General features: G+C 67.8%; 19 protein-coding genes and 1 pseudogene. 13 read left to right on the top strand and 7 right to left on the bottom strand.

Annotation, left to right across the window (positions count from 1 at the left end):
• Positions 1-5 precede the first annotated feature (5 nt).
• The 3 genes from RTW82_RS08820 to RTW82_RS08810 all read left to right on the top strand — a co-directional run bounded on the left by RTW82_RS08820 (position 6) and on the right by RTW82_RS08810 (position 5090).
• Positions 6-695 carry a phospholipase D-like domain-containing protein gene (locus RTW82_RS08820; RefSeq protein WP_021217059.1) on the top strand — a complete coding sequence of 230 codons (690 nt, stop codon included), beginning with the start codon at positions 6-8 and terminating at the stop codon, positions 693-695.
• Between the two features lie 309 nt (positions 696-1004).
• Positions 1005-3734 carry an AAA domain-containing protein gene (locus RTW82_RS08815; RefSeq protein ID WP_316924858.1) on the top strand — a complete coding sequence of 910 codons (2730 nt, stop codon included), beginning with the start codon at positions 1005-1007 and terminating at the stop codon, positions 3732-3734.
• 180 nt (positions 3735-3914) lie between these two features.
• Positions 3915-5090 (top strand): GGDEF domain-containing protein, encoded by a 1176-nt coding sequence (locus tag RTW82_RS08810; RefSeq protein ID WP_316924857.1) that lies wholly within the window; start codon positions 3915-3917, stop codon positions 5088-5090.
• 542 nt (positions 5091-5632) lie between these two features.
• Here RTW82_RS08810 and RTW82_RS08805 read toward each other — a convergent pair.
• Positions 5633-7315, bottom strand: coding sequence for a hypothetical protein (locus RTW82_RS08805; protein WP_316924856.1), 1683 nt, complete (start codon positions 7313-7315; stop codon positions 5633-5635).
• Positions 7316-7504: 189 nt separating this feature from the next.
• Between RTW82_RS08805 and RTW82_RS08800 the strand changes: the two genes are divergently transcribed.
• Positions 7505-8044 carry a YaeQ family protein gene (locus RTW82_RS08800; RefSeq protein WP_021217192.1) on the top strand — a complete coding sequence of 180 codons (540 nt, stop codon included), beginning with the start codon at positions 7505-7507 and terminating at the stop codon, positions 8042-8044.
• A 90-nt stretch (positions 8045-8134) separates the two neighbouring features.
• Positions 8135-9850: a single-stranded-DNA-specific exonuclease RecJ gene (gene recJ, locus RTW82_RS08795; protein WP_021217191.1), complete on the top strand. Its 1716-nt coding sequence runs from the start codon at positions 8135-8137 to the stop codon at positions 9848-9850.
• A gap of 396 nt (positions 9851-10246) precedes the next feature.
• Here the strand turns inward: recJ and RTW82_RS08790 are convergent, their stop codons facing one another.
• Positions 10247-11041: an SDR family NAD(P)-dependent oxidoreductase gene (locus RTW82_RS08790; protein WP_021217190.1), complete on the bottom strand. Its 795-nt coding sequence runs from the start codon at positions 11039-11041 to the stop codon at positions 10247-10249.
• 329 nt (positions 11042-11370) lie between these two features.
• Between RTW82_RS08790 and RTW82_RS08785 the strand changes: the two genes are divergently transcribed.
• From RTW82_RS08785 to RTW82_RS08770, 5 genes and pseudogenes are all read left to right on the top strand, one after another.
• The gene (locus RTW82_RS08785) at positions 11371-12750 is read left to right on the top strand and encodes a CSLREA domain-containing protein (RefSeq protein WP_316924855.1); all 1380 of its coding nucleotides are present in this window, start codon (positions 11371-11373) and stop codon (positions 12748-12750) included.
• A gap of 153 nt (positions 12751-12903) precedes the next feature.
• Positions 12904-13674: pseudogene (locus tag RTW82_RS31665) on the top strand (MCP four helix bundle domain-containing protein); the annotation flags it as partial.
• Positions 13666-14529, top strand: a complete 864-nt coding sequence (locus tag RTW82_RS31660; RefSeq protein WP_374981941.1) for a methyl-accepting chemotaxis protein — start codon at positions 13666-13668, stop codon at positions 14527-14529. The pseudogene RTW82_RS31665 and the gene RTW82_RS31660, both read left to right, overlap by 9 nt.
• Before the next feature lie 680 nt (positions 14530-15209).
• The gene (locus tag RTW82_RS08775; protein ID WP_316924853.1) at positions 15210-16286 is read left to right on the top strand and encodes a methionine ABC transporter ATP-binding protein; all 1077 of its coding nucleotides are present in this window, start codon (positions 15210-15212) and stop codon (positions 16284-16286) included.
• Positions 16270-16920, top strand: coding sequence for a methionine ABC transporter permease (locus RTW82_RS08770; RefSeq protein ID WP_021222800.1), 651 nt, complete (start codon positions 16270-16272; stop codon positions 16918-16920). The genes RTW82_RS08775 and RTW82_RS08770 overlap by 17 nt, the downstream gene beginning before the upstream one ends.
• Positions 16921-17049: 129 nt before the next feature.
• Here RTW82_RS08770 and RTW82_RS08765 read toward each other — a convergent pair whose 3' ends face one another.
• Positions 17050-17211 (bottom strand): PSPA7_2676 family Cys-rich small protein, encoded by a 162-nt coding sequence (locus tag RTW82_RS08765; protein ID WP_316924852.1) that lies wholly within the window; start codon positions 17209-17211, stop codon positions 17050-17052.
• A gap of 163 nt (positions 17212-17374) precedes the next feature.
• Complete coding sequence (locus RTW82_RS08760) at positions 17375-18274, bottom strand: LysR family transcriptional regulator (RefSeq protein WP_316924851.1); 900 nt, start codon at positions 18272-18274, stop codon at positions 17375-17377.
• A 115-nt stretch (positions 18275-18389) separates the two neighbouring features.
• Here RTW82_RS08760 and RTW82_RS08755 point away from each other — a divergent pair, with 115 nt between their 5' ends.
• Together RTW82_RS08755 and RTW82_RS08750 are read left to right on the top strand one after the other, a co-directional pair.
• Positions 18390-19148: an SDR family NAD(P)-dependent oxidoreductase gene (locus RTW82_RS08755; protein ID WP_021222798.1), complete on the top strand. Its 759-nt coding sequence runs from the start codon at positions 18390-18392 to the stop codon at positions 19146-19148.
• Between the two features lie 205 nt (positions 19149-19353).
• The gene (locus RTW82_RS08750; protein WP_021222797.1) at positions 19354-19698 is read left to right on the top strand and encodes a cupin domain-containing protein; all 345 of its coding nucleotides are present in this window, start codon (positions 19354-19356) and stop codon (positions 19696-19698) included.
• A gap of 352 nt (positions 19699-20050) precedes the next feature.
• Here RTW82_RS08750 and RTW82_RS08745 read toward each other — a convergent pair whose 3' ends face one another.
• Together RTW82_RS08745 and RTW82_RS08740 are read right to left on the bottom strand one after the other, a co-directional pair.
• Positions 20051-20593 carry a molybdopterin-dependent oxidoreductase gene (locus RTW82_RS08745; protein ID WP_316924850.1) on the bottom strand — a complete coding sequence of 181 codons (543 nt, stop codon included), beginning with the start codon at positions 20591-20593 and terminating at the stop codon, positions 20051-20053.
• A 2-nt stretch (positions 20594-20595) separates the two neighbouring features.
• Positions 20596-22581: a TonB-dependent receptor gene (locus RTW82_RS08740; protein ID WP_316924849.1), complete on the bottom strand. Its 1986-nt coding sequence runs from the start codon at positions 22579-22581 to the stop codon at positions 20596-20598.
• 481 nt (positions 22582-23062) lie between these two features.
• On the opposite strand from RTW82_RS08740, the gene RTW82_RS08735 reads away from it, so the two are divergent.
• Positions 23063-24007, top strand: coding sequence for a transposase (locus RTW82_RS08735; RefSeq protein WP_271658950.1), 945 nt, complete (start codon positions 23063-23065; stop codon positions 24005-24007).
• Positions 24008-24218: 211 nt separating this feature from the next.
• Here RTW82_RS08735 and RTW82_RS08730 read toward each other — a convergent pair whose 3' ends face one another.
• Positions 24219-24872 (bottom strand): gamma-glutamylcyclotransferase, encoded by a 654-nt coding sequence (locus RTW82_RS08730; RefSeq protein ID WP_316924848.1) that lies wholly within the window; start codon positions 24870-24872, stop codon positions 24219-24221.
• Positions 24873-24975: the final 103 nt, after the last annotated feature.

Raw genomic sequence — 24975 nt, 5'->3', positions numbered from 1 at the left:
GCTCCATGGATTTCGACGGACTCGACCAGCAGCTGCGTGACAGCCTGCTGGACCTGAAGCTGAGCAACGAGGAGCGCGACGAACTGCGCCAACTGGGCACTGAGCTGGGCCCGGACCAGGTGCGCTACCTGCGCAACCGCGCCTTCGACCTGGTGCGCGAGCTGGCCCTGGCCGACGCCGCCAACACCCTGCCGGCGCTGAAGTGGCTGGAGCAGGTGATCAAGACCCTGGACGTCAGCGCCGCGCCGGTGCGCAATATCGCCAGCGCCCACTTCAGCCCAGGCGAGGAATGCCGGCGCAAGATCCGCGAGCTGCTGCGCCAGGCACGGCAGGGTGTGGACATCTGCGTCTACACCATCTCCGACGACCAGCTCAGCAGCGAAATCCTCGCCTGCCACCAGCGCGGCATCGCCGTGCGGGTGATCAGCGACAACGAGAAACTCTTCGACGAAGGCAGCGACATCCGCCAGCTGCAGGCCGCCGGCGTGCCCCTGCGCATCGACGACAGCCCCTTCCACATGCACCACAAGTTCGCCCTGTTCGATGGCCGCCTGTTGCTCAACGGCAGCTTCAACTGGACCCGCAGCGCCAGCACCAGCAACGAGGAAAACCTGCTGGTGATCGACAACGCGCACCTGGTAGGCAGCTACCAGGCCGAATTCGAACAACTGTGGAAACGCTACGCCCCGCGCTGATTGGGCGCGGCACCGCTCTCGTAGGATGGGTAGAGGTACGAAACCCATCAATACGGATTCCCAGGCATCGCGGATGTACCAGGCTCGAAACCGCCTGCTTGTGCCGGGGCGACCTAGGGGGCAGCGCGTAGGGTGGGCCGGGCGGCGCTCCGCTTCAGCCCACCGCTTCCCCCCAGCCCCCTCGATGCCCCCCTCGACGCTCCCGAATGCCCCAATCTCGACCCCATCGCCAAAACACGCACCAACCGATTCAGCCCAACCCCCTGATTCCGGCACAATGCGCCGCTGGAAACCGCCTCGGGACGCCCCATGCCGTCGATCGCGAAACGCCTGTCCTTCTACCGCGCCTGCTACCAGGCCGATAGCCGCGAACTGCAACTGGACGATGTCAGCACCTTCAAGGCCGAGCGCTGGGGCTGGCTGGACGGGCGCGAGGAACTGGCCAGCGGTGCCATGCCCTTCGCCGCGCTCTCCGCCGAGCTGGGCGAGCACCTGTTGCAGCAGCAGAACCTCTACCAGCGCGAGCTGCAGCTGATCTACGGCGTGCTGCCGGTGTGCGGGCGGCGCAGCGATGCCGAGGGCAAGGCGGTGCGCCACTGCGCGCCGCTGGTGTATTTCGAAGCGCGCCTGGAAAGCCTCGGCGAGGGCGCGCCACCGAGCCTGGCCATCGACCTGGCCCAGCCCCAACTCAACCGCCGCCTGCTGCGCCAGCTGCTCAAGGCCGATGCCGAGCAGGGGCTGGAAAGCCTGCCGCTGCCCAGCGGCGCGCTGGACGATCACTACCTGGCAGACCTGATGACCTGGCTGCAGCGCTTCACCGTGGTCGGCGAGGTGCTCCCGGCCACCGCCTTCCCCGCCCTGGAAGACGCCGCGCCCCTGAAGAAGGCCATGGCCGCCCAGCGCCTGTCGCTGCGTTCGGCGGCACTGGTGGCCCTGGCCGAGCGCGGTGCCGGCAGCCGCGGCATCCTCCATGAACTGCAACTGCTACAGGGGGCGGAGCGTCATTCGCCGGCCCTGCGGCAGTTGCTGGGTGAAGACGCGGGGGCTGAGGCGGGCGGTGAAGAGAACGTGCCGCTCGGCACCCCCAGCCGCCCGGAAGCCCTGCCGGCCTCCCTCAGCCTGGCCCAGCGCCAGGCCCTGGCCAACGCCACCCGCTACCCCCTGAGCTTCGTCGCCGGGCCGCCCGGCACCGGCAAGAGCTACACCCTGGCTGCCCTGGCCCTCGACCGCCACCTGCAGGGCGAGAGCGTACTGCTGGTCAGCCGCAGCCAGCAGGCGGTCACGGTGATCGCCGACAAGCTGCGTGATGACCTCGGCCTGCGCGACGGCGTGTTGCAGGTGGAGGAGCAATCCCTGCTGCGCACCCTGCGTGCGCGCCTCGACCAACTGCTGCAGGGCGAACTGCCGCCGCTGGAGGAGGGCGCCGTGGCCCGCCAGCAGCGGGCACTGAAAGACCTGCTGGACGAGGAGGCCGCGCTGTCCCGGGCCTTCGACAAACGCAGCCGCCAGGCCTTGCGCTGGAGCAGCCTGCTGGTGCGCGCCGAGCGTGGCACCCTGGCCTTCTGGCAGCGCTGGTTGCAGGTGCCCTGGGTCGAGCGGCGGGTGCGTGGCAGCGTGCGTCACTGGCAGATACTCGACGACCTGCGCGATTGCCAGCGCCGCCGCGAGGCCCACAGCCGCCAGTACATCGACAGCCTGCGGGTGGAGCGCCTGCAACGCCTGCTGGACAGCGACCGGCAGACCTTCGTGCGCTACAACCAGGCCATCCGCGCGCGCAGCTCGCAGCGCCAGCAATCGCTGTTCGACGAACTCGACCCGGCGCGCCTGCTCGCCGCCTTCCCCATCTGGGTGGTGAGCCTGGACGACCTGCACAAGGTGCTGCCGCTGCGCGAGGGGCTGTTCGACGTGCTGGTGATAGACGAGGCCACCCAGTGCGACATCGCCAGCGCACTGCCGGCCCTGCAGCGTTGCAAGCGCGCGGTGGTGGCCGGCGACAGCCGCCAGTTGCGCCATGTGTCCTTCCTCTCCCGCGCCCAGGAGCGCCAGCTGCTGCAGCGCGCCGAGCTGCCGGAGAGCGACCAGCAGGCCTGGAGCTACCGCGACAACAGCCTGCTCGACCTGGTGGGCGAGCGCCTGGCCAGCCAGCGTGCGCTGACCTTCCTCGACGAACACTTCCGTGGCCGCCCGGCGCTGATCCGCTTCAGCAACGAGGTCTTCTACAACGGCCGCATCCGGGTGATGAAGGAGCGCCCCGAGCAGGTCGCCGCCGAAAGCCTCAGCCTGCACCGCCTGGAAGGCCAGCGCGTGCCGGCCGGGCACAACCCGGTGGAGGCGGAGCGCGCCTTGGCGCTGCTCGAAGAGCATGTCGGCCGATACCGCGACAGCCAGATCAAGCCCAGTGTCGGCCTGCTCTCGCCCTTCCGCGACCAGGTGGAACACCTGCGCCGCCTGCTCGCCGAGCGCCTGCCGGGCGAGTTGCTGGCGCAGTTCCGCGTGCGCGTGGCCACGCCCTACGGTTTTCAGGGCGAGGAGCGCGACCTGATGATCCTCAGCTTCGCCATCGACGCTGCCGGCGCCCAGGCCGCCCACTACCTCAACCGCGAAGACATGTTCAACGTCGCCATCACCCGCGCCCGCGAGCACCAGATGTTGCTGTTCAGCGGCGATGAACGGCAGCTCGCCCCCGGTCACCTGCTGCGGCGCTACCTGGAACGCCTGGAACAGGGCCAGGGCCATGACCACGGCGGCCAGGCGGTGGATGCCTTCCAGCAGCAGGTGGCGGAGGCGCTGCAAGGGCAGGGCGTGCGCGTCTGGTCCGGCTACCCGGTGGCCGGGCATTGCCTGGACCTGTTCTGCCAGCGCGGCGAGCGGGTGCTGGCCATCGACCTGATCGGCTACCCCGGCGCCAGCGAAGACGTCTTCGACCTGGAGCGCTACCAGGTGCTGGCCCGCGCAGGGCTGGAAATGATCCCGCTCAGCTACGCGGTATGGAAGCTGCAGCCCCAGGTGGCCCTGGAGGCGTTGCTGCTGCGGCTGTGAATGGCCGGTGGCCATTGGCCGACGGCAGGCCGTGGCGGGCGCACACGGTTACGCGTAAAGTGCGACGCAAGTCACATTTTCATTCGCTGCCTTTTCCGGTACCACCATGCACGCCCTCGCTCGTCACTCCAGCCCGCCGGCCCTTTCCGGGGCGGCGATCGTTCGCCATGGAGTGGCGTCATGGCGCTGAACATCCCCACGCTGGTGCTGGTCGACGTCTACATCCTCATGCTCCTCGGCCTGCTGGCGGGCCGCGCGTGGCGCCGGGGCAGCCCCGAGCCCACCCTCGGCTACCTGAGCCTGATGCTGCTGCTCGGCGCGCTGGCCACGGTGCTCGGCAGCCTGCGCGGGATGAACATCGACCTGGTGCCCATCCTCCTCGGCAATATCGTGCTGCAGTTCAGCTGCGCCATGAACTGGACGGCCATGCGCGTGTTCGCCGGGCGCCGCGCGCACCTGCCGGGCATCCTCGCCGGGCCGCTGCTCTGGGCCGTGCTCTGCACCGTGCCGGCCTTCTATGAATCGCTGCCGGCGCGGGTCTTCGTCAGCACGGCGCTGACCCTGGGCTACACCCTGCTCGCCGGCCTGGAGCTGTGGCGCGCGCGGCACGAGCTGCAGGTGTCCATCAAGCCGGCGCTGGCGCTGCACCTGATCCACTTCGTCACCTATGGCGTGCGCCTGGTGGTGGACCGGGGCGTGCCGTTCCAGGCCGCGGTGGACGGGCAGAGCACCGGTTTCTTCGCGGTGATGGTGTTCGAGACGCTGCTCTACGCCATCGGCATGGCCTTCGTCACCCTGGCGATGGTCAAGGAGCGCACCGAGCTGCAGTACAAGCACGCCGCCTTCAGCGACCCGCTCACCGGCATCGGCAATCGGCGTGCCTTCATGACCTCCGGCGAGGCGCTGCTCAAGGCCTGCGCGGCGCGCAAGGAGTCGGTGGCGCTGCTGCTCTGCGACCTGGATAACTTCAAGCGCCTCAACGACACCTTCGGCCATTCGGCCGGCGACGAGGTGCTGATGGCCTTCTGCGCGGTGACCTCGGCACGCATGCGCAAGCACGATGTGTTCGGGCGCATCGGCGGCGAGGAGTTCGCCTGCCTGCTGAGCGACGCCGATGCGGCCACCGCCACGCTGGTGGCCGAGCGCATCCGTCGCGAATTCGCCGAAAGCGACCTCCTCGGCCCTGGCCGGCTCAGCGTGAGCATCGGCATCGCCACCTCGTCCCAGGCCGGGCACGAGCTGTATCGGCTGCTGTCCCTGGCGGACAAGGCGCTCTACGAGGCGAAGAACCAGGGACGCAATCGCGTGGAGCACTATCACGCCGCCATTCCCACCCGCCCCGCCCGGGGCAGTTGAAAAACCGGCTGCCTGGCCATCGCGGTGTTGAAGACAGGCTCAAGATGCGTGCGTCGGGTTGCACCCGACCTACAGGGCCAATTCGTAGGATGGGTAGAGCGGAGCGAAACCCATCAATGCGCAGTCCCAGGCATTACCGCGTGCCAAGTTCGACTCCGCCTGGTGGAGGTAAAAAGCGACCTCCACCCTACACGGCGGTCAYGTCCCTGGGCGACTTCAGACTCGTAGGATGGGTAGAGCTCCGCGAAACCCATCAATGCGGGGTCCAGGCATTGCCGCAGTGCCGGGCTCGACTCCGCCTGGTGGAGGTAAAGAGCGACCTCCACCCTACACAGCGGTCACGTCCCTGCGGTGGCACGAGCGCTTTGTGTAGGGGCGACTTCAGTCGCCAAGCGGCGCGCAGCGCCTGGCATAGGGGGTAAAAACGTCAGCGAGGCAGTCAGCGCAAGGCGAAGACAGGCCAGAAAAGCGCAGTTTACGTGCTGTAAATGAGCATTTTTTGGCCTGGCTTCAACGCTGCGATGGCAACGCAGCTAGTTTTTTCAAGTGCCCAGGGCGCCGTTGGCGAGGGCATCGAGCAATTCCCTTTGCAGCTCGTCGGCCCGTTGCGGGGCCTCCGGGCGCAGGCGTTCGATGGCCTGGCGCAGGCGGGCGAGGGGGTTCTCGGGGGCCATGAGGTTGCGCAGGTCGAGCAGGGCGATGGCTTGCGGGTAGCGCCCCTGGTCGATGTGCTGGCGCAGCAGCGTGGCGTCGAGGCCACGGCTGTCACCGTCCAGTTCCAGCAGGCGATCGCGCAGGGTGGTGGCGCGCTCGATCTGGTCGAGGGCGATGGCGGCTTCGGCCAGGGTTTCCAGGTACCAGGTGCGTTCGTCCGGGTCGTCGATTTCCTGCGCTTCCCAGAGCGCCACGGCCTTTTCCAGGGTCTCCAGGGCGGCATCTTGCAACCCCAGCCGGTGCTGCAGGCGGGCCAGGTGGCAGGCCTGGTCCAGCTGTTCATCCCAGTCCAGTTGCTGGCGCAGGGCGTCGAACTCCTCCAGGTCGGCGGTCATCCGTGCCGGGTCGCGGGCTTCCTCGCCCTGCAGCCGGCTGCGCAGTGCCAGCAGGCGCAGGCGTATCCAATCGGTCTCGTTATCCACCGCCTCCATGGCCTCCAGCCCCTGGTGCAGCAGTGCTGCGCTCCAGGCCGGCTGCACCTCGGTGCAGCGGCCGGCCAGCTCCAGGCGCAGCCAGGTGGCGTCGCTGCCGTCGAGGCCGCTGGCGCGCAGCAGTGCATCGGCGCGCACGGTATCGGCGTGGCCGGCGTGCCAGGCCATGAGGTCGGCCAGCAGCTCCAGGTGCATCTCTCCGGGGGCCTGGGCTAGCAGGCGCTCGGCCAGTTGCGGGCGTTCGCTGTCCAGGGCCAGGCGCAGCAGTTCGTGCCAGTCGAGGGCGTGCAGCGGCATGTCCGGGCGCGCCAGCAGTTCCAGGGCCTGGGCTTCGCGGTTGCTTGCCAGCAGCAGGGTGATGGCGTCGTTGGCCAGCAGCGCGTCGGGGGCGACGGCCAGCTCGGTGAACAGGTCGAGGCGCTCCTGGGCCAGGCATTCCCGCAGCAGGGCCTGGAAATCGGCGGGCGCGTCCTGCACCGGCACGCTGAGCATGGCGCGGGCGCGCTCCAGGCTGCGGTCGGCGGCTTCGGGGCGCTCCAGCTGGCGCTGCAGGCCGGCCAGCAGCAGGTTCTGGCGGACGGACAGGGCCTGGCCCACCTGGCCTTCCTGGCCGGCGGTGACGCTGTCGAGCAACTGCTGCGCCTGGTCCCGGCGGCCGGCGGCGGCCATCAGCGGGATGCTCAGCAGGGGGGCTTCGGGCAGGGGACTGGCGCTGGCTTCCAGCAGGTCGAGGGCGGCGAGGGCACCCGTCTGTTCCAGCTGGTTCTCCAGCATCGCTTCCAGGGCCGACTGGCGATAGCCGGCCGTGAGTTCGGCCAGGGCGCCCAGCGCCAGGTCGCGGTCGCCGGCGAGCAATAGCGCCGGGGCCACCTGGTGCATGGCCAACTGGCGTGCCTCGCCGTCCAGGCGCTGCGCCAACTGGTGGCCCAGGTGCGGTTCGAGCAGGGTGAGCAAGGCTACCCGGTTGATCTGTGCGGCGCCCTCGGCGCTGACGCGGGGGGCGTGGGTGCGTCGGGCCGAGCGCCACAGGGCGATGGCCAGGAGTGCCACGATGCCAGCCACGATGATGAACGCTTCCATTGGCTTCCTTTCCTGAAGTGCGGACCGGGGCGGCTTATAAAGGGGCCCGGCCCGGGCTGGCAACCCCGAGTCGCGCGGGCTGGGAACCCGAGCGCATTTCCGGGTGCCGAACGGCCGGACGGCGCCCGGGCGCGGTGCCGGGTTTCGGGTTAGACTTGCCGCCTTTTCGCCTAACCAAGAAGCCCGCACATGGCCCTGCAAGCGACGCCCTACAAAGTCGACCTCAATCTCACCGACCTCGATCGCAGCGTCTACGAGAACCTGCGTTTCACCGTCGCCAAGCACCCCTCGGAAACCGAGGAACGCCTGGCCGTGCGCCTGATCGCCTACGCGCTCTGGTACCACGAGCAGCTGGCGTTCGGCCGCGGCCTGTCGGACGTCGACGAGCCGGCGCTGTGGGAGAAGAGCCTCGACGACCGCGTCCTGCACTGGATCGAAGTCGGCCAGCCGGATGCCGAACGCATCACCTGGTGCTCGCGTCGCACCGAACGCTTCAGCCTGGTGGCCTACGGCAACCTGCGCGTATGGCAGACCAAGGTGCTCGACGGTGTGCGCAGCCTGAAGAACATCAATGTGGTGGGGGTCGACCAGGAAGCCCTGGAGAACCTCGCCAAGGACATGCCGCGCGCCATCAACTGGAGCGTGATGATCAGTGACGGCGAGCTGTTCATCACCGACGAGCGTGGCCAGCACGAGATCCCCCTGGAGTGGCTGGCCGGCGAACGCTGACCGCTGTCCCACGCGGCCGCCGGCTCCGTCGCGCGGCCCCCCCTGTTCCACGGCGGGCCTCCCGCCCTGCAAGCCTGAAGACTGAGCCGCATGCGTATCGATCCCCGCCCGTTGCCCGCCACCCTGCCTGACCTCGGCGACCTGCCGCCCCTGCTGACCCGCCTCTACGCCGCCCGTGGCGTGCAGTCCGCCGCCGAGCTGGACAAGGGCCTGGCGCGGTTGATCCCCTACCAGCAGCTCAAGGGCATCGACGCGGCGGTGGAACTGCTGGTGCAGGCCCTGGAACAGCGCCAGCGCATCCTCTATGTCGGCGACTTCGACGCCGACGGCGCCACCGCCAGCACCGTCGGCGTGCTCGGTCTGCGCATGCTCGGCGCGGCCCATGTCGACTACCTGGTGCCCAACCGCTTCGAATACGGCTACGGCCTGACCCCGGAGATCGTCGCCGTGGCCCTGGAGCGTCGCCCCGACCTGCTGGTGACCGTGGACAACGGCATCTCCAGCGTCGATGGCGTGGCCGCGGCCAAGGCGGCCGGGCTCAAGGTGCTGGTCACCGACCACCACCTGCCGGGCCCGGAACTGCCGGCGGCGGACGCCATCGTCAACCCCAACCAGCCGGGCTGCGAGTTCCCCAGCAAGGCCATGGCCGGCGTCGGCGTGATCTTCTACGTGCTGCTGGCCCTGCGCGCGCGCCTGCGCCAGCTGGACTGGTTCACCCGCACCGGCCGCCCGGACGCCAACCTCGCCGAGCTGCTCGACCTGGTGGCCCTGGGCAGCGTCGCCGACGTGGTGCCGCTGGATGCCAACAACCGCATCCTGGTGCACCAGGGCCTGGCACGCATCCGCGCCGGCCGTGCCCGCGCCGGCCTCAAGGCGGTGCTGGAAGTCGCCGGCCGCCCGGCGGCGCGGATCACCTCCACCGACCTCGGCTTCATCCTCGGCCCGCGCCTCAACGCCGCCGGCCGCCTGGATGACATGAGCCTGGGCATCGAATGCCTGCTCTGCGAGGACGAGGCCCTGGCCCGCGACATGGCGGTGCAGCTCGACCAGCTCAACCAGGACCGCAAGGCCATCGAGCAGGGCATGCAGCGCGAAGCCCTGGCGCAGCTCAAGGACCTGCCCCTGGAAGACCTGCCCTTCGGCCTCTGCCTGTTCGAGGCGGACTGGCACCAGGGCGTGATCGGCATCCTCGCCTCACGCATGAAGGAGCGTTACCACCGCCCGACCATCGCCTTCGCCGACGCCGGCGAGGGCCTGCTCAAGGGCTCGGCGCGCTCGGTGCAGGGGTTCCATATCCGTGACGCCCTGGACGCCGTGGCCGCGCGCCACCCGGGACTGATCAGCAAGTTCGGCGGCCACGCCATGGCCGCCGGGCTGTCCCTGCCTGTGGAAAACTTCGGCGCCTTCGCTGCGGCCTTCGACGCCGAGGTGCGCCGCCAGCTGGATGAGGAGGACCTCACCGGCCGCCTGCTTTCCGACGGCCAGCTGAGCATCCAGGAGTTCCACCTGGAACTGGCCCGCGCCCTGCGCCAGGCCGGCCCCTGGGGCCAGCATTTCCCCGAGCCGGTATTCCACGGCATCTTCCAGGTGGTGCAGCAGCGCCTGGTGGGCGAGCGCCACCTCAAGCTGGTGCTGAAGACCGAATGCGGCTCGGTGCAGCTGGACGGCATCGCCTTCAACATCGACCGCGACCAATGGCCCAACCCCACCGTGCGCTGGGCGGAAGTGGCCTACAAGCTGGACGTCAACGAATACCGCGGGCAGGAAAGCGTGCAGCTGATGGTGGCGCACATCGCACCACGCTGATCGTCACCCCTGGCACGGTGATGACGGCTAAGGGTGGATGACGCTTCATCCACCCACCGTGCGGGGTTTCGACCGGCTGGTTGCGCATGGAGTGGGCGATGTTCCCCGTGCCACGTTCGACGCTGATCGCGCCGGCGGGTACAGGATGGGCAAGGGGGCGTAGGGTGGCGCTTCAGCCCACCGTTTCTCCGACCCCCAGCCATTTCGAAGTCCTGCTGAACTCCCGTGTCCCAGGCACAGCCGCGTGCCACGTTCGACGCCGCACGGTGGAGGTAAAAAGCGACCTCCACCCTACGCAGCGGTCATCTCCGCGCGTCAGCCCGGCAGTGCTGTAGGGGCGACTTCAGTCGCCAAGCGGCGCGCAGCGCCGCCGTTTCCGGGCCTTGCCAGCAGTGTTCACTTGTACCGCGCCGCCGCGCTGCTGCGGGACATGTTCGGGCCGAGCTTGGTGCGGGCGCTGACCACGGCGGCCCAGTCGCCGGCGTCGGGCAGCGAGGGGATGGTGACCAGTTCGCCCTGGTCGAAGCCGGCCAGCGCGGCGTCCACCATCTCGCCGGCTTCCATGATCATGTTCGGGTCCAGGTGCGCGGCGTCGATGCCGGAGCGCTCCCAGATCTCGGTGCGGGTGATGCCCGGCAGCACGGCCTGTACCTGCACGCCCTTGGGCGCGATCTCGTGGTTCAGCGTCTGGGTCAGGCTCAGTACATAGGCCTTGGTGGCGCTGTAGGTGGCGTTGAACATCTCGGGGATCAGCGCGACCACCGAGGCGAGGTTGATGATCGCGCCTTCGCCGGCCTCGCCGAAGCGCTTGGCGGCGACCACCGAGAGGTGGGTGAGGGCGGTGACGTTGAGCTCGATCATGGAGTCGATCTGGTCCAGGTCGGCATCGGCCAACTGGCCGTTCTGCGCCACCCCGGCGTTGTTCACCAGCACCTTGATGGCGGCATCGCTGGCCAGGCGCTGTTCCACCGCACGCAGGTCGGCGCGCTGGGTCAGGTCGGCCTTGAGGGTTTCCACCTTCACGCCGTATTCGCCGCCGAGGCGTTTGGCCAGTTCGTCGAGGCGTTTCTGGTCGCGGGCCACCAGCAGCAGGTCGAGGCCACGGCGGGCCAGGCGTTCGGCGTAGGTGGCGCCGATCCCGGAGGATGCGCCAGTGATCAGTGCGGTGCCCTTGAGGTTGTGCGAGCTCATTGCGGTGTCTCCGGGAAGAGGGGGGGATGTTTATATGATGTGCGTAATTCACGATTTATATTATGACTATAATTTTAACTGTCAAGCACAGGATCAGAGTCATTCAAGCGGAGCGACGAAAGGATTCCAGGCCGCTGGCCGCAAGCTGACGGGTGGCACGGCCGGCGGGCTCCGGGCTGATGAACGGCCGTGAACCGCAGCCGCAGTGGCCGGTCAATTGCCCCGTGGTCGCCAGGATGGCAGGACGCGGATGCGGGCCACGTCGACGCGGCAGCCGAGTGGCCGCCGCTGCGTAGCCAATGACCGGCACTCGCCGAAAGGAACTCGCCATGACCCAGTCCCGCACCCACTCCCGCACCCGGCCGCGCCTGGCCACCTCGCTGATGCTCGCCTCCCTGCTCGCGCTGCCGACCCTGGCCATGGCGCGGGACTTCCAGGTCACCCGCACCGATGACGGCTTCGATGGCCTCTGCGATGCCGACTGCACGCTGCGCGACGCGGTGGAAGCCGCCAACCGCCTGGGTGGCAAGAACCGCATCGTCCTGCCCGCCGGCGTCTACGCCCTGACCCTGCCGCCGGCCATGGGGGAGGAGGGCGAGATCCTCGACGAGGACCAGAATCTCAACGGCGACCTCGATGTGCGGGCCGGCAACCTGACCCTGGTCGGCGCCGGTGTGGGTGCCAGCGTCATCGACGGTTCGGGCCTGGACCGCCTGCTGGAGATCGACCTCGGCGTCACCGTGCTGCTGCAGGACCTGACCCTGCGCAACGGCCACACCACCAGCAACGGCGGTGCCATCGAGAACTTCGGCTACCTGGTGGTGCGCCGCGTGGCCTTCCAGGACAACCGCGCCAGCTACGGCTACTACGACGGTGACGGCGGGGCGATCTCCAACCGCGGCACCCTGGAGGTCCATAGCTCGGTGTTCGAGCGCAACCGCGCCGACTTCGGCGATTCCGGCCGCGCCCTGGGCGGGGCCATCTTCAACGGCGGCCTGCTCACCGTGCGCGACAGCCTGTTCAGCGAGAACGTCACCAATGGCGACGACGTGGTCGCCCTGGGCGGCGCGTTGTTCAACACCGGCACCGCCGACGTGGCCCGCAGCGCCTTCCTCCACCACCGTGCCGACGGCCCCGGCATCGCCATCCGCAACGACGGCAATGGCGTGCTCAAACTGACCAACGTCACCGTCTCCGGCAAGAACGCCAACGGCGAAGGTGACTACGACGCGGTGGTCGCCAACGGCTCCGACTACCCGATGTTCGCCGGTACGCCGAGCCTGCAGCTGGTCAACGTCACCATCGCCGACAACCTCACCCTCGGCCTGCTGAACCATGGCCGTCTGTCGGTGCGCAACAGCCTGATCGTCGGCAACGGCAACGAATCCATCGGCGCCGCCAACTGCCTCAACGGCGGCGATACGGCCAGTTACCAGGCCAGCGGCCTGCTGCTGGGCACCGACACCGGCAACTGCACGGCCGACGTCCATGTCAACGACGCCGACGCCTTCACCCGCGTGCTCTACCCCCTGGCGGCCAACGGTTCCAGCCTGCCAACCCACGCCCTGCGCCCGCGCAGCCCGGCGGTGGACGCCGGCATCGGCTCCTGCACCCGGCACGACCAGCGTGGCTCCATGCGCCCCCGGGATGGCGACGGCGACGGCATGGCGCTGTGCGACCTGGGCGCCTACGAGCGCCCCAAACCCTGAGCCCGGCCGCCGCTCTCTTTTTCAAAATGTGTCAGCGGCGGTCGTTCGATTAGTAAAAGCAATTTCAGCATTGGCCCGGTTCGGCTGATAACACTGGAGCTGTCATCCGAATCGGCAGGGACGCTGGCGAGCACCCATCTTGCAGGTACTGCCATGTCCATACGGTCCATCACCATCGCCTCACGCGCTTCCCTGTGTTTCGCCCTGATCACCCTGCTGGTGATCGGCCTGGGCGCCTTCTCCTGGCAGCAGATGCATGTGCTGCGCGGCACCGAGCAGGACATCGAGAACAATTGGCTACCCGCCATCCAGACCGCCGACGACATCCAGGCCACCCTGCTGCGGGTGCGCCTGGAAAGCCTGCGGGTATTGGCCAGCACCTCGCCGAGCGAACAGCAGAGCGCCCTCGACCAGCTGCAGACCGCACGGCGGACGTTGACCGAGAAGAGCGACTTCTACAGCCGCAACCTGATCACCAGCCCCGAGGAGCAGCGCGTATTCGACGCCTCGGCCCAGGCCCTGCAGGCCTACATGGGCGGCCTGCAGAAGATGATCGACCTGCACGGCAGCGACCCGGCCCAGGCGCTGGCCTGGGCCAACAGCGGCCAGCGTGACCTGGCGACCGCCTACCAGCAGCGCCTCACCGACCTGCGCGACCTTAACTCAGCCGGGGTCAAGCGCTCCGGCATCGCCGCCGGCAACGCCTACGACACCAGCATCAACATCGTCATCGGTTCGGTGCTGCTGGCCCTGGCGATGACCGTGGCCCTGGCCATGACCCTCACCCGCAGCATCGTGCGGCCCCTGGGCGACTCGCTGCGCTTCGCCGAATCCATCGCCAAGGGTGACCTGACCCGCACCGTCGAAGTCAGCGGCCAGGACGAGGCCACGCGCCTCAGCGAAGCCCTGCAGCGCATGCAGGAGAACCTGCGGCAGACCATCCGGCAGATTTCCGATTCCTCCATCCAGCTCGCCTCGGCGGCGGAGGAGATGACCACCGTCACCGAGCAGGGCAGCCTCACCCTGCAGCAGCAGAACTCCGAGATCGAGCAGGCCGCCGCAGCGGTCAACCAGATGACCGCCGCCGTGGAGGAGGTGGCCCGCAACGCTGCCTCGGCCTCCACCTCGGCGCGCCAGTCCAGCGAAGCGGCGAACCTGGGCAACCAGCGCGTGGCCGAAACCCTGGAGGCAATCCGCAGCCTCTCGGTGCAGGTGCAGGAAACCGAAGCCCAGGTGCAGGGCCTGGCCCAGCAGGCGGTGGACATCAGCCAGGTGCTCAACGTCATCCGCGCCATCGCCGAGCAGACCAACCTGCTGGCGCTCAACGCCGCCATCGAGGCGGCGCGGGCCGGCGAGCAGGGCCGTGGTTTCGCCGTGGTGGCCGACGAGGTGCGTGCCCTGGCGCATCGCACCCAGACCTCGACCCTGGAGATCGAGAAGATGATCGCCTCCATCCAGAACGGCACCGGCTCGGCGGTGCAGGCCATGCAGGCGAGCAACAGCCAGGCCCAGGCCACGCGCCTGTCCGCCGATGAAGCCGGGCGCGCCTTGCAGGAAATCACCGAAGCGGTGGGCACCATCGACGAGCGCAACCTGCAGATCGCCACCGCCTCGGAGCAGCAGGCCCACGTCGCCCGCGAAGTGGACCGCAACCTGATGAGCATCCGCGACCTGTCGATCCAGAGCGCCGCCGGCGCCCACCAGACCACGGTCGCCAGCAGCGAAGTGGCGCGCCTGGCGGTGGACCTGAAAGGGCTGGTGGCACGCTTCAGCGTGTAAGGCGACCTCCGGGGCGACCGTAGGGGCGAATTCATTCGCCCCGCGCCGCCTCTCCCGGTGGGAACGAATTCATTGGCTCTGTCGGCGTTAGCTGTTGTGGTTTTAATGCAAGTGCTCAAGCACGGTGCTTTCCGGGCACCAAAGGATTTCTGCCACCGCCACAGCATGGGTTTCGCTTCGCTCTACGCCATCCTACGAAAGCCGCCGTTACACATCAATATGTGGATTTGAGCGAAGAAAGTTGGAGCAGCCGCCAACGCCCCTCCAGGAGGCCGAACGCAGTCGTTGCGCCGGGGGACGAGCGGCATGGATGCCGCGAGAGGCGCGCCAGGCCATGGATGGCCCATCGCGCCGGCCCCCGATAGCGACGATGGAGTGAGGGAACCACGGCGAAGCCGGGGCCGGATGATGGGGCAAGCCCTTTTGGTTCCTTTTAAGGCGATTGTTAAAAGGGACTCGCCCGGGTGGGCGAAACCAGAAACATCACCAGAACTCGACAATCAGCTGAGCTCAAATCCTTTAGCAACACTTAACGCAGACAGAGCCAATTCATTCGCCCAAGGGCAGCAACGCTGCCCCGGCGGGTCCGAGGAGCAGCCCTTCGGCCTGCCTGGCGAATGAATTCGCCCCTACAGCGGGCTCCTGTTTTCGGGCTTTAAACATATTTTCGAGAGGCCCTTATGGTCAGTTTCAACCGCACTATCAGCCTGGACCTGCCGCACATCCGCCTGCAGGGGCTGGGCAAGGCCTACCAGGGCAACCAGGGGCCGGTGCAGGCGTTGCAGGGCATCGACCTGGAGATCCGCCGGGGCGAGGTGTTCGGCATCATCGGCCGCAGCGGCGCCGGCAAGTCGTCGCTGATCCGCACCCTCAACCGCCTGGAGAAGCCCTCGGTGGGCCAGGTGGTGATAGACGAGGAGGACATCGGCGTCTTCGACGAGAAGCAGCTGGTGCTGCTGCGCCGGCGCGTCGGCATGATCTTCCAGCACTTCAACCTGATGTCGGCCAAGACCGTCTGGCAGAACGTCGCGCTGCCGCTGAAGGTGGCGGGCGTGGCCAAGGCCGATATCGAGCGCAAGGTCGGCGAACTGCTGGCCCTGGTGGGCCTGGCGGAGAAGCGCGACGCCTACCCGGCACAGCTGTCCGGCGGGCAGAAGCAGCGTGTCGGCATCGCCCGGGCGCTGGTGCACCAGCCGGAGATCCTGCTATGCGACGAGGCCACCTCGGCGCTGGACCCGGAGAGCACCCAGTCGATCCTGGCGCTGCTGCGCGACATCAACAAACGCCTGGGCCTGACCATCGTGCTGATCACCCACGAGATGGGCGTGATCCGCGAAATCTGCGACCGCGTGGTGGTGCTGGAACGTGGCCGGGTGGTGGAGCAGGGCGAGGTGTGGCGGGTGTTCGGTGACCCGCAACATGAGGTCACCCGCACCCTGCTGGGCACCCTGCGCCACGAGCTGCCGGACGACCTGCAAGGCCGCCTGGCCAGCGAGCCGGTGCCCGGCGGCGACCTGCTGCTGGACCTGCACTTCACCGGCGCCAGCGGCCGCGAGCCGGACCTGCTGGCCATCACCCAGGCCCTGGGCACGCGGGTGAGCCTGTTGCATGGCGGCATCGACCGCATCCAGGGCCGCGCCCAGGGGCACCTGCTGGTGCGCATCAGCGATGTGGGGCAGGGCGGTGCCTGGGTGCTGGAGCAGGCCCACGGCCTGGCGGACAAGGCGGAGGTGCTCGGCTATGTCGCCCATGCTTGATCGCCTGCTGCAGGGCATTCTCGACACGCTGCTGATGATCGGCGCCTCGTCGCTGATCGTGTTCCTGGTGGGCATCCCCCTGGCGCTGGTGCTGGTCACCACGGGCCCGGGCGGGATCTTCGAGGCGCGTGCGCTCAACCGTTCGCTGGGCAGCGTGGTCAACGTGCTGCGCTCGATCCCCTTCCTGATCCTGATGGTGGCGCTGATCCCCTTCACCCGGCTGATCGTCGGCACCAGCTACGGCGTCTGGGCCGCGGTGGTGCCGCTGACCATCGCCGCCACGCCCTTCTTCGCGCGCATCGCCGAGGTGAGCCTGCGCGAGGTGGATTTCGGCCTGGTGGAAGCGGCCCAGGCGATGGGCTGCCAGCGCCGCCACATCATCTGGAACGTGCTGCTGCCCGAGGCGCGCCCGGGCATCGTCGGTGGCTTCACCATCACCCTGGTGACCATGATCAACTCCTCGGCCATGGCCGGCGCCATTGGCGCGGGCGGGCTGGGCGACCTGGCGTATCGCTACGGCTACCAGCGCTTCGACACGCAGATCATGCTCACGGTGATCATCCTGCTGGTGGTGCTGGTGACCCTGATCCAGTTTGGCGGTGATCGCCTGGCGCGGCTGCTCAACAAGCGCTAGAAAAACTAACTGCGTTGCCGCTGCGGCGTTGAAAACGGCCTCAAAATGCTCATTTACCTGCGTAAACTGCGCTTTTTCGGCCGTTTTCGCCTTGCATCGGCTGCCTCGTCTACGTTTTTCAATGCCTTGTTAAGTGGGCGAAGGCTCCTCGGGCGTGTCGGGCACGTCGCGCTTCACGTAGCGATGGGCGCCGCAGCGTGTGCAGCGTTGACAGAGCATGGGCTCGGCGCCCACGTCGGTTTCGTGTCCTTCGGTCCAGCTGCATCCGAACAGAAAGCAATGGAGTCGCATGTAACCTCCCGGGGCTCGCCCCGTTCAACCAGGCAGGGGTTGGGGTGCAGTGCATGCGCCTTGTTGTTGTGCGTGTCGGCCAGGGGAGCATCCGCGCAGCGGTCTAGAACGGACAACCTAAATTGCCGGCGGCGGGCGACCCGCCATTTCAGGGTGTTGCGCATCAGCGCTTCCTCTCGCGGTCCAGCAGGCCTTCCAGCCAGTCGATGAAGGCCCGCACGCGGCGGGGCAGGTGGCGGTGGGCGTAGAGCAGGTTGAGCGCCAGGGGCGGCGCCGGGTAGCCGGGCAGCAGCTCCACCAGGGCGCCGCTGGCCAGGTGCTCGCGCAGGCCCATGCGCGGTGCCTGGATCAGCCCCAGGCCGCCCAGGCAGGCGCCCTCGTAGGCATCGGCGTTGTTCACCGTGAGGTTGCCAGCCATGGGCACCTGGTGGACCTTGCCGCCCATCAGGTACTCGAAACCGTCGGGCCGCGCGCCGAGCACCGGCAGGTAGTGCACCAGGCGGTGCCGGGCGAGGTCGTCTAGGCTGTGCGGCGTGCCGTGGCGTGCCAGGTACTCGGGGCTCGCGCAGTTGACCATGGGCATGGCGCCGAGGGAGCGCGCCACCAGGGTCTCGTCCACCAGGTTGCCGGCGCGCAGCACGCAGTCGAAGCCCTCGCGCACCAGGTCGACGCGGCGGTCGGTGCCGCTCAGCTCCAGCTCCAGGCCCGGGTGGGCGTCGAGGAATTCCCCCAGGTGCGGCATCACCAGTTGCCGGGCGATGCGGCTGGGCATGTCCACCCGCAGGCGCCCGGCGAGCACTTCACCGTCCTGGCGGAACATGCCTTCCAGCTCGTCCATCTGCGCCAGCAGCGCCTTGCAGCGTTCATACAGCGCCAGGCCATCCTGGGTCGCCTGCACCTTGCGCGTGGTGCGTTGCAGCAGGCGTGCGCCCAGCAACTGCTCCAGCGCCTGCACCTGCTCGGAGACGCTGGAGCGGGGCAGGCCGAGGCTTTCCCCGGCCTGGGTGAAGCTGGAAAGCTCGGTGACCCGGGCGAAGGTACGCAACAGCTCGAGCTTGTTCATGGCCCGTTCCCGTTTGTTCGGTTGAGGCGATCAGTATTTCCGATTTTGCGGCGTTTATCAGTATTCGGCCGGACAATAAGCTGGCTCCACTTCCAACCCCCTGAGGAGCTCCACCATGACCCGCAAGATCGCACTCATCACCGGCGCCAGCCGTGGCCTCGGCAAGAACGCTGCCCTGCACCTGGCGGCCCAGGGCGTCGACATCATCGGCACCTACCACAGCAAGGCCGACGAAGCCCAGGCCGTGGCCCGCGAAGTGGAGCGCCTCGGTGGCCGCGCCCGGATGCTGCGCCTGGACGTGAGCGACAGCACGGGCTTCGGCACCTTCGCCGCCCAAGTGGGCGAGACCCTGCAGCAGGCGTTCGGCCGCGAGACCTTCGACTTCCTGGTGAACAACGCCGGCATCGGCATCCACGCCAGCTGCGCCGAAACCACCGAGGAGCAGTTCGACACCCTGGTGAACATCCAGCTCAAGGGGCCGTTCTTCCTCACCCAGAAACTGCTGCCGGTGCTGGCCGACGGCGGCCGCATCATCAACATCTCCACCGGGCTGGCGCGCTTCTCCCTGCCGGGCTATGGCGCCTACGCGGCGATGAAGGGCGGCATCGAGGTGTGGACCCGCTACCTGGCCAAGGAGCTGGGCCCGCGCGGCATCACCGTCAACGTGCTGGCCCCCGGCGCCATCGAGACCGACTTCGGCGGCGGCGTGGTGCGCGACAACAGCCAGGTCAACGACTTCATCGCCGGCAACACCGCCCTGGGCCGCGTCGGCCTGCCGGACGACATCGGCGGCGCCATCGCCATGCTCCTCTCCGACGGCGGCCGCTGGGTCACCGGCCAGCGCATCGAAGCCTCGGGCGGCATGTTCCTCTGATCGCCCGCAGGGCGGGTGAAACCCGCGTAGCCGATGCACGGCGGCGTCGGGTTGCACCCGACCTACAGGCCCGGTGGGAGCGAATTCATTCGCGATCGAAGACCAGCGGCTGCGTTTCTGGACACCCGGGCGGCGGTCACAGGCAAGTCCGCGCCGGGCATCCTGCCTATGGTGGCCGCTCGATTCCGCCAAGCATGGAGCTCACATGTCCGATTTCATTACCGTCCTGCGCGAAACCTGCCCCGTCCCCGTGGTCGACGCCACCAAGTGGAAACGCATCGGCGGCGACCCGCACACGGTCAACCTCAACGCCTACCTCTCGGCCGACGGCAGCAAGATCATGGGCACCTGGATCTGCACCCCCGGCAAATTCGAGGTGAACTACGAGAAGTGGGAGTTCTGCCACTTCCTCGAGGGCTACTGCATCATCACCCCGGAAGGCGAAGCGCCGGTGCACCTGCGCGGCGGCGACGTCTTCGTCATCGAACCCGGCATGAAAGGCACCTGGGAAGTGGTGGAGACGGTGCGCAAGTACTTCGTCTTCGCCTGATCGCGAAACGATGGGTGCCATGCATGGCACCCAGCTTCCCGGTGTGTGGGGGCGCTCTTCTCATCATTCGTAGGATGGGACGGGCGGCGTTCCGCGAGCTCCGCGAAACCCATCATTGCGGTGATTGGCGCGCACGGGCCTGCATCGTTGCGTTGGGCCTCGCTGCGCTCGGCGCCAACCTACGCCGATCCATGGCACCATCCTTTCCAGCTTCCAGCTTCCAGCTTCCAGCTTCCAGCTTCCAGCTTCCCGCCGCTTTCCTGCGTGCAAAAAAAGACCGTCGAAGTCGACGGTCTGAAAGGGATGGAGGCCTTGCTGCGGGGTCGGGCCTCCACCGAGCCCTGGGGTTGAATTACTGCGGTACGGTTTTCAATTCGATGCTTTTCAGCCATTTCACGTGGCGCGGGCCGGCGTGGCGGTCGCAGCCGGAGACCAGGGCGATGCGTCCGGATTCCGGTGGCAGCGCCTCGCCGTGCTGGGCGTAGACCACCAACACGCCGTCGCCGATCTGGGTGTTGAGCAGTTCGTTCCAGCTGAACAGCGCGATATAGGCGTCGCTGGCATGGGCGATGACGTAGGCGCGCTTCCAGCCCTTGGGGTCGCCGCCGGCCAGCGCGGCCTTCTGCACCAGTTCGCGCAGCAGCACGCCGCGGTAGTCCTTGTACTCGGCGTTGGCCACGTCGCCACCGCAGGCGGCGGCCACGGCCTTGTAGTCGTAGGAGGGCAGGCGCTTGAGGTCGTCGACCGTGAAGCGCAGCGGGTTCTGCACCTCGCCGGTCATTTCCAGGGTTTCGGTCACGTAGGTGCTGGGGTCGTCGGGGACGAACTCGGCGGCGTGCAGCGCCGGGCTCAGCAGGGCCAGCAGGGCGATGCGCAGGTTAAGTCTCAGGTCCATGGTCAGAACTCGTAGCGCAGGTTGGTGAAGTACTGGCGGCCGGCTTCGGCGTAGCCGTCGGACAGCTCGTAGTCCTCGTCGCCCAGGTTGCTGACCCCGGCCTCGACGCTCAGCTCGCGGGTCAGCGACAGGCTGGCCTTGAGGTCGACGCGGGTGAAGCTGGAGACCTTGGCGGTGTCCGAGGACCAGCGCTGGTCGGCGTGCTCGAGCATGGCGATCAGGTGCAGGCGCTCGATGGGCGCGAAGTCGGCCCAGAGGTTGAGCTTGTTGCGCGGGGTGTCGGTGAGGCGGGTGGACGAGCTGAGGTTGCGCCGCTCCAGGTAGGTGTAGGCGAAGCCGGTTTCCAGCCGTTCGCCCAGCGCCTGGCGCAGGCTCAACTCGACGCCTTCATGGCGCGCCTTGTTGATGTTCTGCATCTGGTCGCGGCCGGGCTGCACGTTGCGCACGCGCTGGATCAGGTCCTCGATCTCGCTGCGGAACAGCGCCGCTTCCAGCTGGCCGCCGGCCCAGGGCTGGCCCTGGTAGCCCAGCTCGTAGTGGGTGGCGTGCTCGGGGGCGAGGCCGGGGTTTTCGATGAAGGTGCCGAAGCGCAGGGAGTAGCGGTCCTTGAGCGTGGGCAGGCGGCTCTTGCGGGCGATGCTGGCGTAGAGGCGGTGGTCCGGCGCCGGGTCGAAGTAGAGCGCGCCCTGCCAGTTGTTGGCGTGCTGCTCGTCGGGCTTGGCGTAGACGTCGGCGTCCAGCGGCTTGAGGCTGTCGCGGCTGGCGCCGAGGGACAGGTGCCAGCGGTCGGCGAGGCGGATGGTGTCCTCCAGGGCGATGGAGGTGAGGCGGTCTTCCAGGCGCTTGGTGGTGCGCACGCCGTCGTCTTCCTCGTGGCGGTCCTGCTTGAGGTAGTACTGCACCTTGATCTGGTGGCCGTCGAGGCGGTCGCTCTGCAGCTGGATGGAGCCGCCGCGGCTGTGGTCGTCGTAGTTGCTGCTGCCGGTGCTGGACAGCGACTGCGGGTTGTTGCCGCTGGTGGCCAGGCGCGTGTAGGTGGCGTTGGTGTAACCGTCCAGGCCGTTGGCGTAGTGGTCGGCGAAGGCGCGCACGCGCAGGGTTTCGTAGTCGGTCAGGGCGTGGTTGCCGATGAAGTAGTAGCTCTCCTTGTCCCAGTACGGCCAGCGCCAGTAGCGCTGGGTGGCGGCCGGGTCGGTGCTCGGCGGCTGGCCCTTCTGGCCGTCCTGGCGCACGTAGCCGAAGGCGTACTCGTCGGTCTCGTTGGGGGTGAGGCCGATCTTCAGCGACTGCTTGCGGTCCTTGAAGTCGGAGTTCTCGCGCTTGTTGCCGTTCTCGCGGACGGTCGGCTCGAAGTCGTCGGAGAGGCGGTAGTAGTCGGCTTCGTCCTGGGAGGCGGAGGCCTGCACGTACCAGCTGCCCTGGTTGCTGCCCAGGTTGACGCCACGGCGCAGCAGGCCGCCGCTGCCGGCGCCGAGGCTGACATCGCCCTCGAACTCGCTCACCGGCTTGCGCGTCACCAGGTTGATGGCGCCGCCCAGGGTGTTGGGGCCGTACATGGTGGAGCTCATGCCCTTGGCCACCTGGATCGCCGCGAGGTCGCCGGTGGTGAAGCGGTCGAGGTCGACGTAGCCGTCATAGGGCACGTACACGGGGATGCCGTCGATGAAGATCGGCGCCTGGCGCGAGTCGAAGCCGCGCAGGCTGATGGTCCCCTCGTTGCGTGCGTTGGTGGAGGTGCTGACGCCGCTGAGCAGGCCCAGCGCCTCGGTGACGTTGTGGCGCTCGAAGCGCTGCATGTCGCGGGCGCTGACCGAGGAGGAGACCTGGTCGCCGAAGCCGTCGCTGCGGTTGGACGGCGCGCGGATCAGCAGCTCGCCGAGGCTGAATACCTGGCTTTCGGTCTGGCCGGCGGCCAGCAGCGGTGGGGCGAAGACGCTCGGTGTGAGCAGTCCCAGTGCCAGGCAGCGGGAGAGGATCTTGTCGTTCATGGATGCTCGCTATGTATTTTTGTATATAGCGATTGCCGTGACTTCTACAGGGTCGGTACGACCGGCAAACGCTTGAGCTCGGGGAATGCGACCGGCGTTGGCTGACCGGCCTTGCGCCGGGAGGGAAGGCCCGGCGAGCCACAGAGTAATCGAGCCGTTTGCGTAGCGCTATATATTTTTATGTATAGCGGTTTTGGGGGAGAACGGCCCGCGAAAACCGGGCCTTCTGGGGGCTCGCCTGGGCGTCCGATCGCGAATGAATTCGCTTGTATGTCCTAGGGTGGAACCTGTCGGGGGGCGGAGGGAGCGAAATCGCTTCTGCAAGCCAGACCGTGGGAGATTTCTCCCGCCCCTCACCTCACTGCAAGCGCCGATAAGGAATCCATCGGCTCAGGTCCGCCCCCGAGACCGACCATATCTGCAAGCCTGCGCCATCGTGAGCCCCCGACAGGTCATTCCATCTTGGCCCTGGGAGTTCGTCATGACAATGCAGAGCACCGTAATCGGTATCGATGTCGCCAAAGACAGTCTGAGTCTGTATCGAGCAGATCTGGAGCAGGCCAGAGAGCTCATCAATGAGCCGCACGCTATCGCCACCTGGCTCAAGAGCCTGCCTGCAGGTTGCAGCCTGGCCATCGAAGCCACCAACACCTACCACGTTGCCGTCGCCACGCTGGCGCACAAACGTGGCCACAGGGTCTACGTGATCGATGGTTACCGCCTGAGCAACTACCGCAAAGGCATCGGTGGCCGGGTCAAGAACGACCTGAGCGATGCCCGCCTGCTGGCCCGCTACCTGGCCCATGAGCAGAAGCAGTTGCACCCCTGGGCGCCGCCGAGCCGCCTGTACCGCAAGCTGCAGGCCCTGTTGCACCGTCGCGCCACCCTGGTGCGAGTAACGACGGCTCTGCGCCTGAGCTTCGCCCAGGATCGCCAACTGGCGGAGGCATTGAAGCCCGTCCTGCAGCAGATGAAAGACCTGGAGCGGACACTCAACAGGGCGCTGCAATCCACGCTGAAAGAGGCCGGTTTGAGCGCGCAGGCACAACGTTGCCAGGAGATCGAAGGGGTTGGCCCGATCACCGCTGCTGCGCTGAACCTGGCCTTCCTGCGGGGTACCTTCCGCAGTAGCGATGCATTCATCGCCTTCCTCGGGCTGGATGTCCGGGTCAGGGAGTCGGGGCGCTACATCGGCCGGCGCAAGCTGACCAAGCAGGGGGATCCGGAGATACGACGGCTACTGCATAACGCCGCCATGGCCGCCAGTCGCACAGCCGCCTGGAAGGAACGCTATCAAGCTTATTTGCAGCGGGGTTTGAAGAAGACCGAGGCCCTAACGATCCTCGCCCGGAAACTGGCCAGAATCGCCTTTGCCCTGATGACCAGCCAACAGCCGTACCGACACCGGGACGCTACGGCTGGTTGACATAGAATCTCCCACAGGGCGGCGCTGCGCGCCGCTTGGCGACTGAGCTCGCCCCTGCGAAGGCCCGGCACGGAGATGACCGTTGTGTAGGGTGGATGGCGCTTTTTTCATCCACCAGGCGGAGTCGGGATCGGCACAGGTTTATGCCGGGGCCTCGCATTGATGGGTTTCGCGGAGCTCGCGGAACGCTGCCCGACCCATCCTACGGTGATCACCCCAGACTCAAATTCCCCTGCTTGCAGCACCTCATCAACGCCGCCTCCAGCTTGCGATCCGGCATCGCATGGGCGCGCAGGCTGTTGACGGTCTTTTCCACGTAATCCCGGGTGGTGCCGTAGTGCCCGCAGGCCCCGGCGAAGACCTGGGTGAGCACGTGGTCCGGCAGGGCGCCGGCGTAGCAGGGGAGGTTGCGCCGCAGGACGAAGCCCAGGGCCTGCACGCGCTGGCCGTCCGCCAGGTGGCAGTTGAGCCAGCGCGGCTCGTAGCCGGCATCGGGCATTTCCCGTTGCCAGAGGGCGAAGAGGTGTTCGTGCAACTGCTCGTCGGGCAGGCGGTAGGCGAAGCCGGCGCAGGAGCCGCCGCGATCGAGGCCCAGCACCAGGCCGGGGGATTCCGGGGTGCCGCGGTGGATCTGCGACCAGAGGTAAAGCCCGCGGTGGTAACCGTGGATGCGCGCGCGGCGGGTTTCCACCGTGGGGCACTCGGGGCGCCAGATCAGCGAGCCGTAGGCGAACAGCCAGACCGGCCCGCCACGGTGGGCCTTCATCGTCGCTTCGAGGGAGGCCAGCAATTCACCGGGGGTCAACCGCACCGGCTGATCCAGCTGGGGCGGGTAGGGCGGGTGAACATCGTGCTGGACTGACATGGATGACGCGTATCTCTCGGTGGTGCGCGACGCTGCTGGGGCCGCGCCTTCGTTGTACCAGTTGCGGGGCCTGCGGAGGAACGGGCAATCGTCGCCTGGGCGT

It is taken from the genome of Pseudomonas sp. zfem005 (assembly GCF_032621735.1).
Lineage (GTDB): Bacteria > Pseudomonadota > Gammaproteobacteria > Pseudomonadales > Pseudomonadaceae > Metapseudomonas > Metapseudomonas solani.
This window is presented reverse-complemented; position numbering and strand designations above follow the sequence as displayed.

Bases quoted from the DNA above. Each gene is read 5' to 3' on its own strand.
- RTW82_RS08820 (WP_021217059.1), top strand. From the start codon at position 6: ATGGATTTCGACGGACTCGACCAGCAGCTGCGTGACAGCCTGCTGGAC.
- RTW82_RS08815 (WP_316924858.1), top strand. From the start codon at position 1,005: ATGCCGTCGATCGCGAAACGCCTGTCCTTCTACCGCGCCTGCTACCAG.
- RTW82_RS08810 (WP_316924857.1), top strand. From the start codon at position 3,915: ATGGCGCTGAACATCCCCACGCTGGTGCTGGTCGACGTCTACATCCTC.
- RTW82_RS08805 (WP_316924856.1), bottom strand. From the start codon at position 7,315: ATGGAAGCGTTCATCATCGTGGCTGGCATCGTGGCACTCCTGGCCATC.
- RTW82_RS08800 (WP_021217192.1), top strand. From the start codon at position 7,505: ATGGCCCTGCAAGCGACGCCCTACAAAGTCGACCTCAATCTCACCGAC.
- recJ (WP_021217191.1), top strand. From the start codon at position 8,135: ATGCGTATCGATCCCCGCCCGTTGCCCGCCACCCTGCCTGACCTCGGC.
- RTW82_RS08790 (WP_021217190.1), bottom strand. From the start codon at position 11,041: ATGAGCTCGCACAACCTCAAGGGCACCGCACTGATCACTGGCGCATCC.
- RTW82_RS08785 (WP_316924855.1), top strand. From the start codon at position 11,371: ATGACCCAGTCCCGCACCCACTCCCGCACCCGGCCGCGCCTGGCCACC.
- RTW82_RS31660 (WP_374981941.1), top strand. From the start codon at position 13,666: ATGCAGGAGAACCTGCGGCAGACCATCCGGCAGATTTCCGATTCCTCC.
- RTW82_RS08775 (WP_316924853.1), top strand. From the start codon at position 15,210: ATGGTCAGTTTCAACCGCACTATCAGCCTGGACCTGCCGCACATCCGC.
- RTW82_RS08770 (WP_021222800.1), top strand. From the start codon at position 16,270: ATGTCGCCCATGCTTGATCGCCTGCTGCAGGGCATTCTCGACACGCTG.
- RTW82_RS08765 (WP_316924852.1), bottom strand. From the start codon at position 17,211: ATGCGACTCCATTGCTTTCTGTTCGGATGCAGCTGGACCGAAGGACAC.
- RTW82_RS08760 (WP_316924851.1), bottom strand. From the start codon at position 18,274: ATGAACAAGCTCGAGCTGTTGCGTACCTTCGCCCGGGTCACCGAGCTT.
- RTW82_RS08755 (WP_021222798.1), top strand. From the start codon at position 18,390: ATGACCCGCAAGATCGCACTCATCACCGGCGCCAGCCGTGGCCTCGGC.
- RTW82_RS08750 (WP_021222797.1), top strand. From the start codon at position 19,354: ATGTCCGATTTCATTACCGTCCTGCGCGAAACCTGCCCCGTCCCCGTG.
- RTW82_RS08745 (WP_316924850.1), bottom strand. From the start codon at position 20,593: ATGGACCTGAGACTTAACCTGCGCATCGCCCTGCTGGCCCTGCTGAGC.
- RTW82_RS08740 (WP_316924849.1), bottom strand. From the start codon at position 22,581: ATGAACGACAAGATCCTCTCCCGCTGCCTGGCACTGGGACTGCTCACA.
- RTW82_RS08735 (WP_271658950.1), top strand. From the start codon at position 23,063: ATGACAATGCAGAGCACCGTAATCGGTATCGATGTCGCCAAAGACAGT.
- RTW82_RS08730 (WP_316924848.1), bottom strand. From the start codon at position 24,872: ATGTCAGTCCAGCACGATGTTCACCCGCCCTACCCGCCCCAGCTGGAT.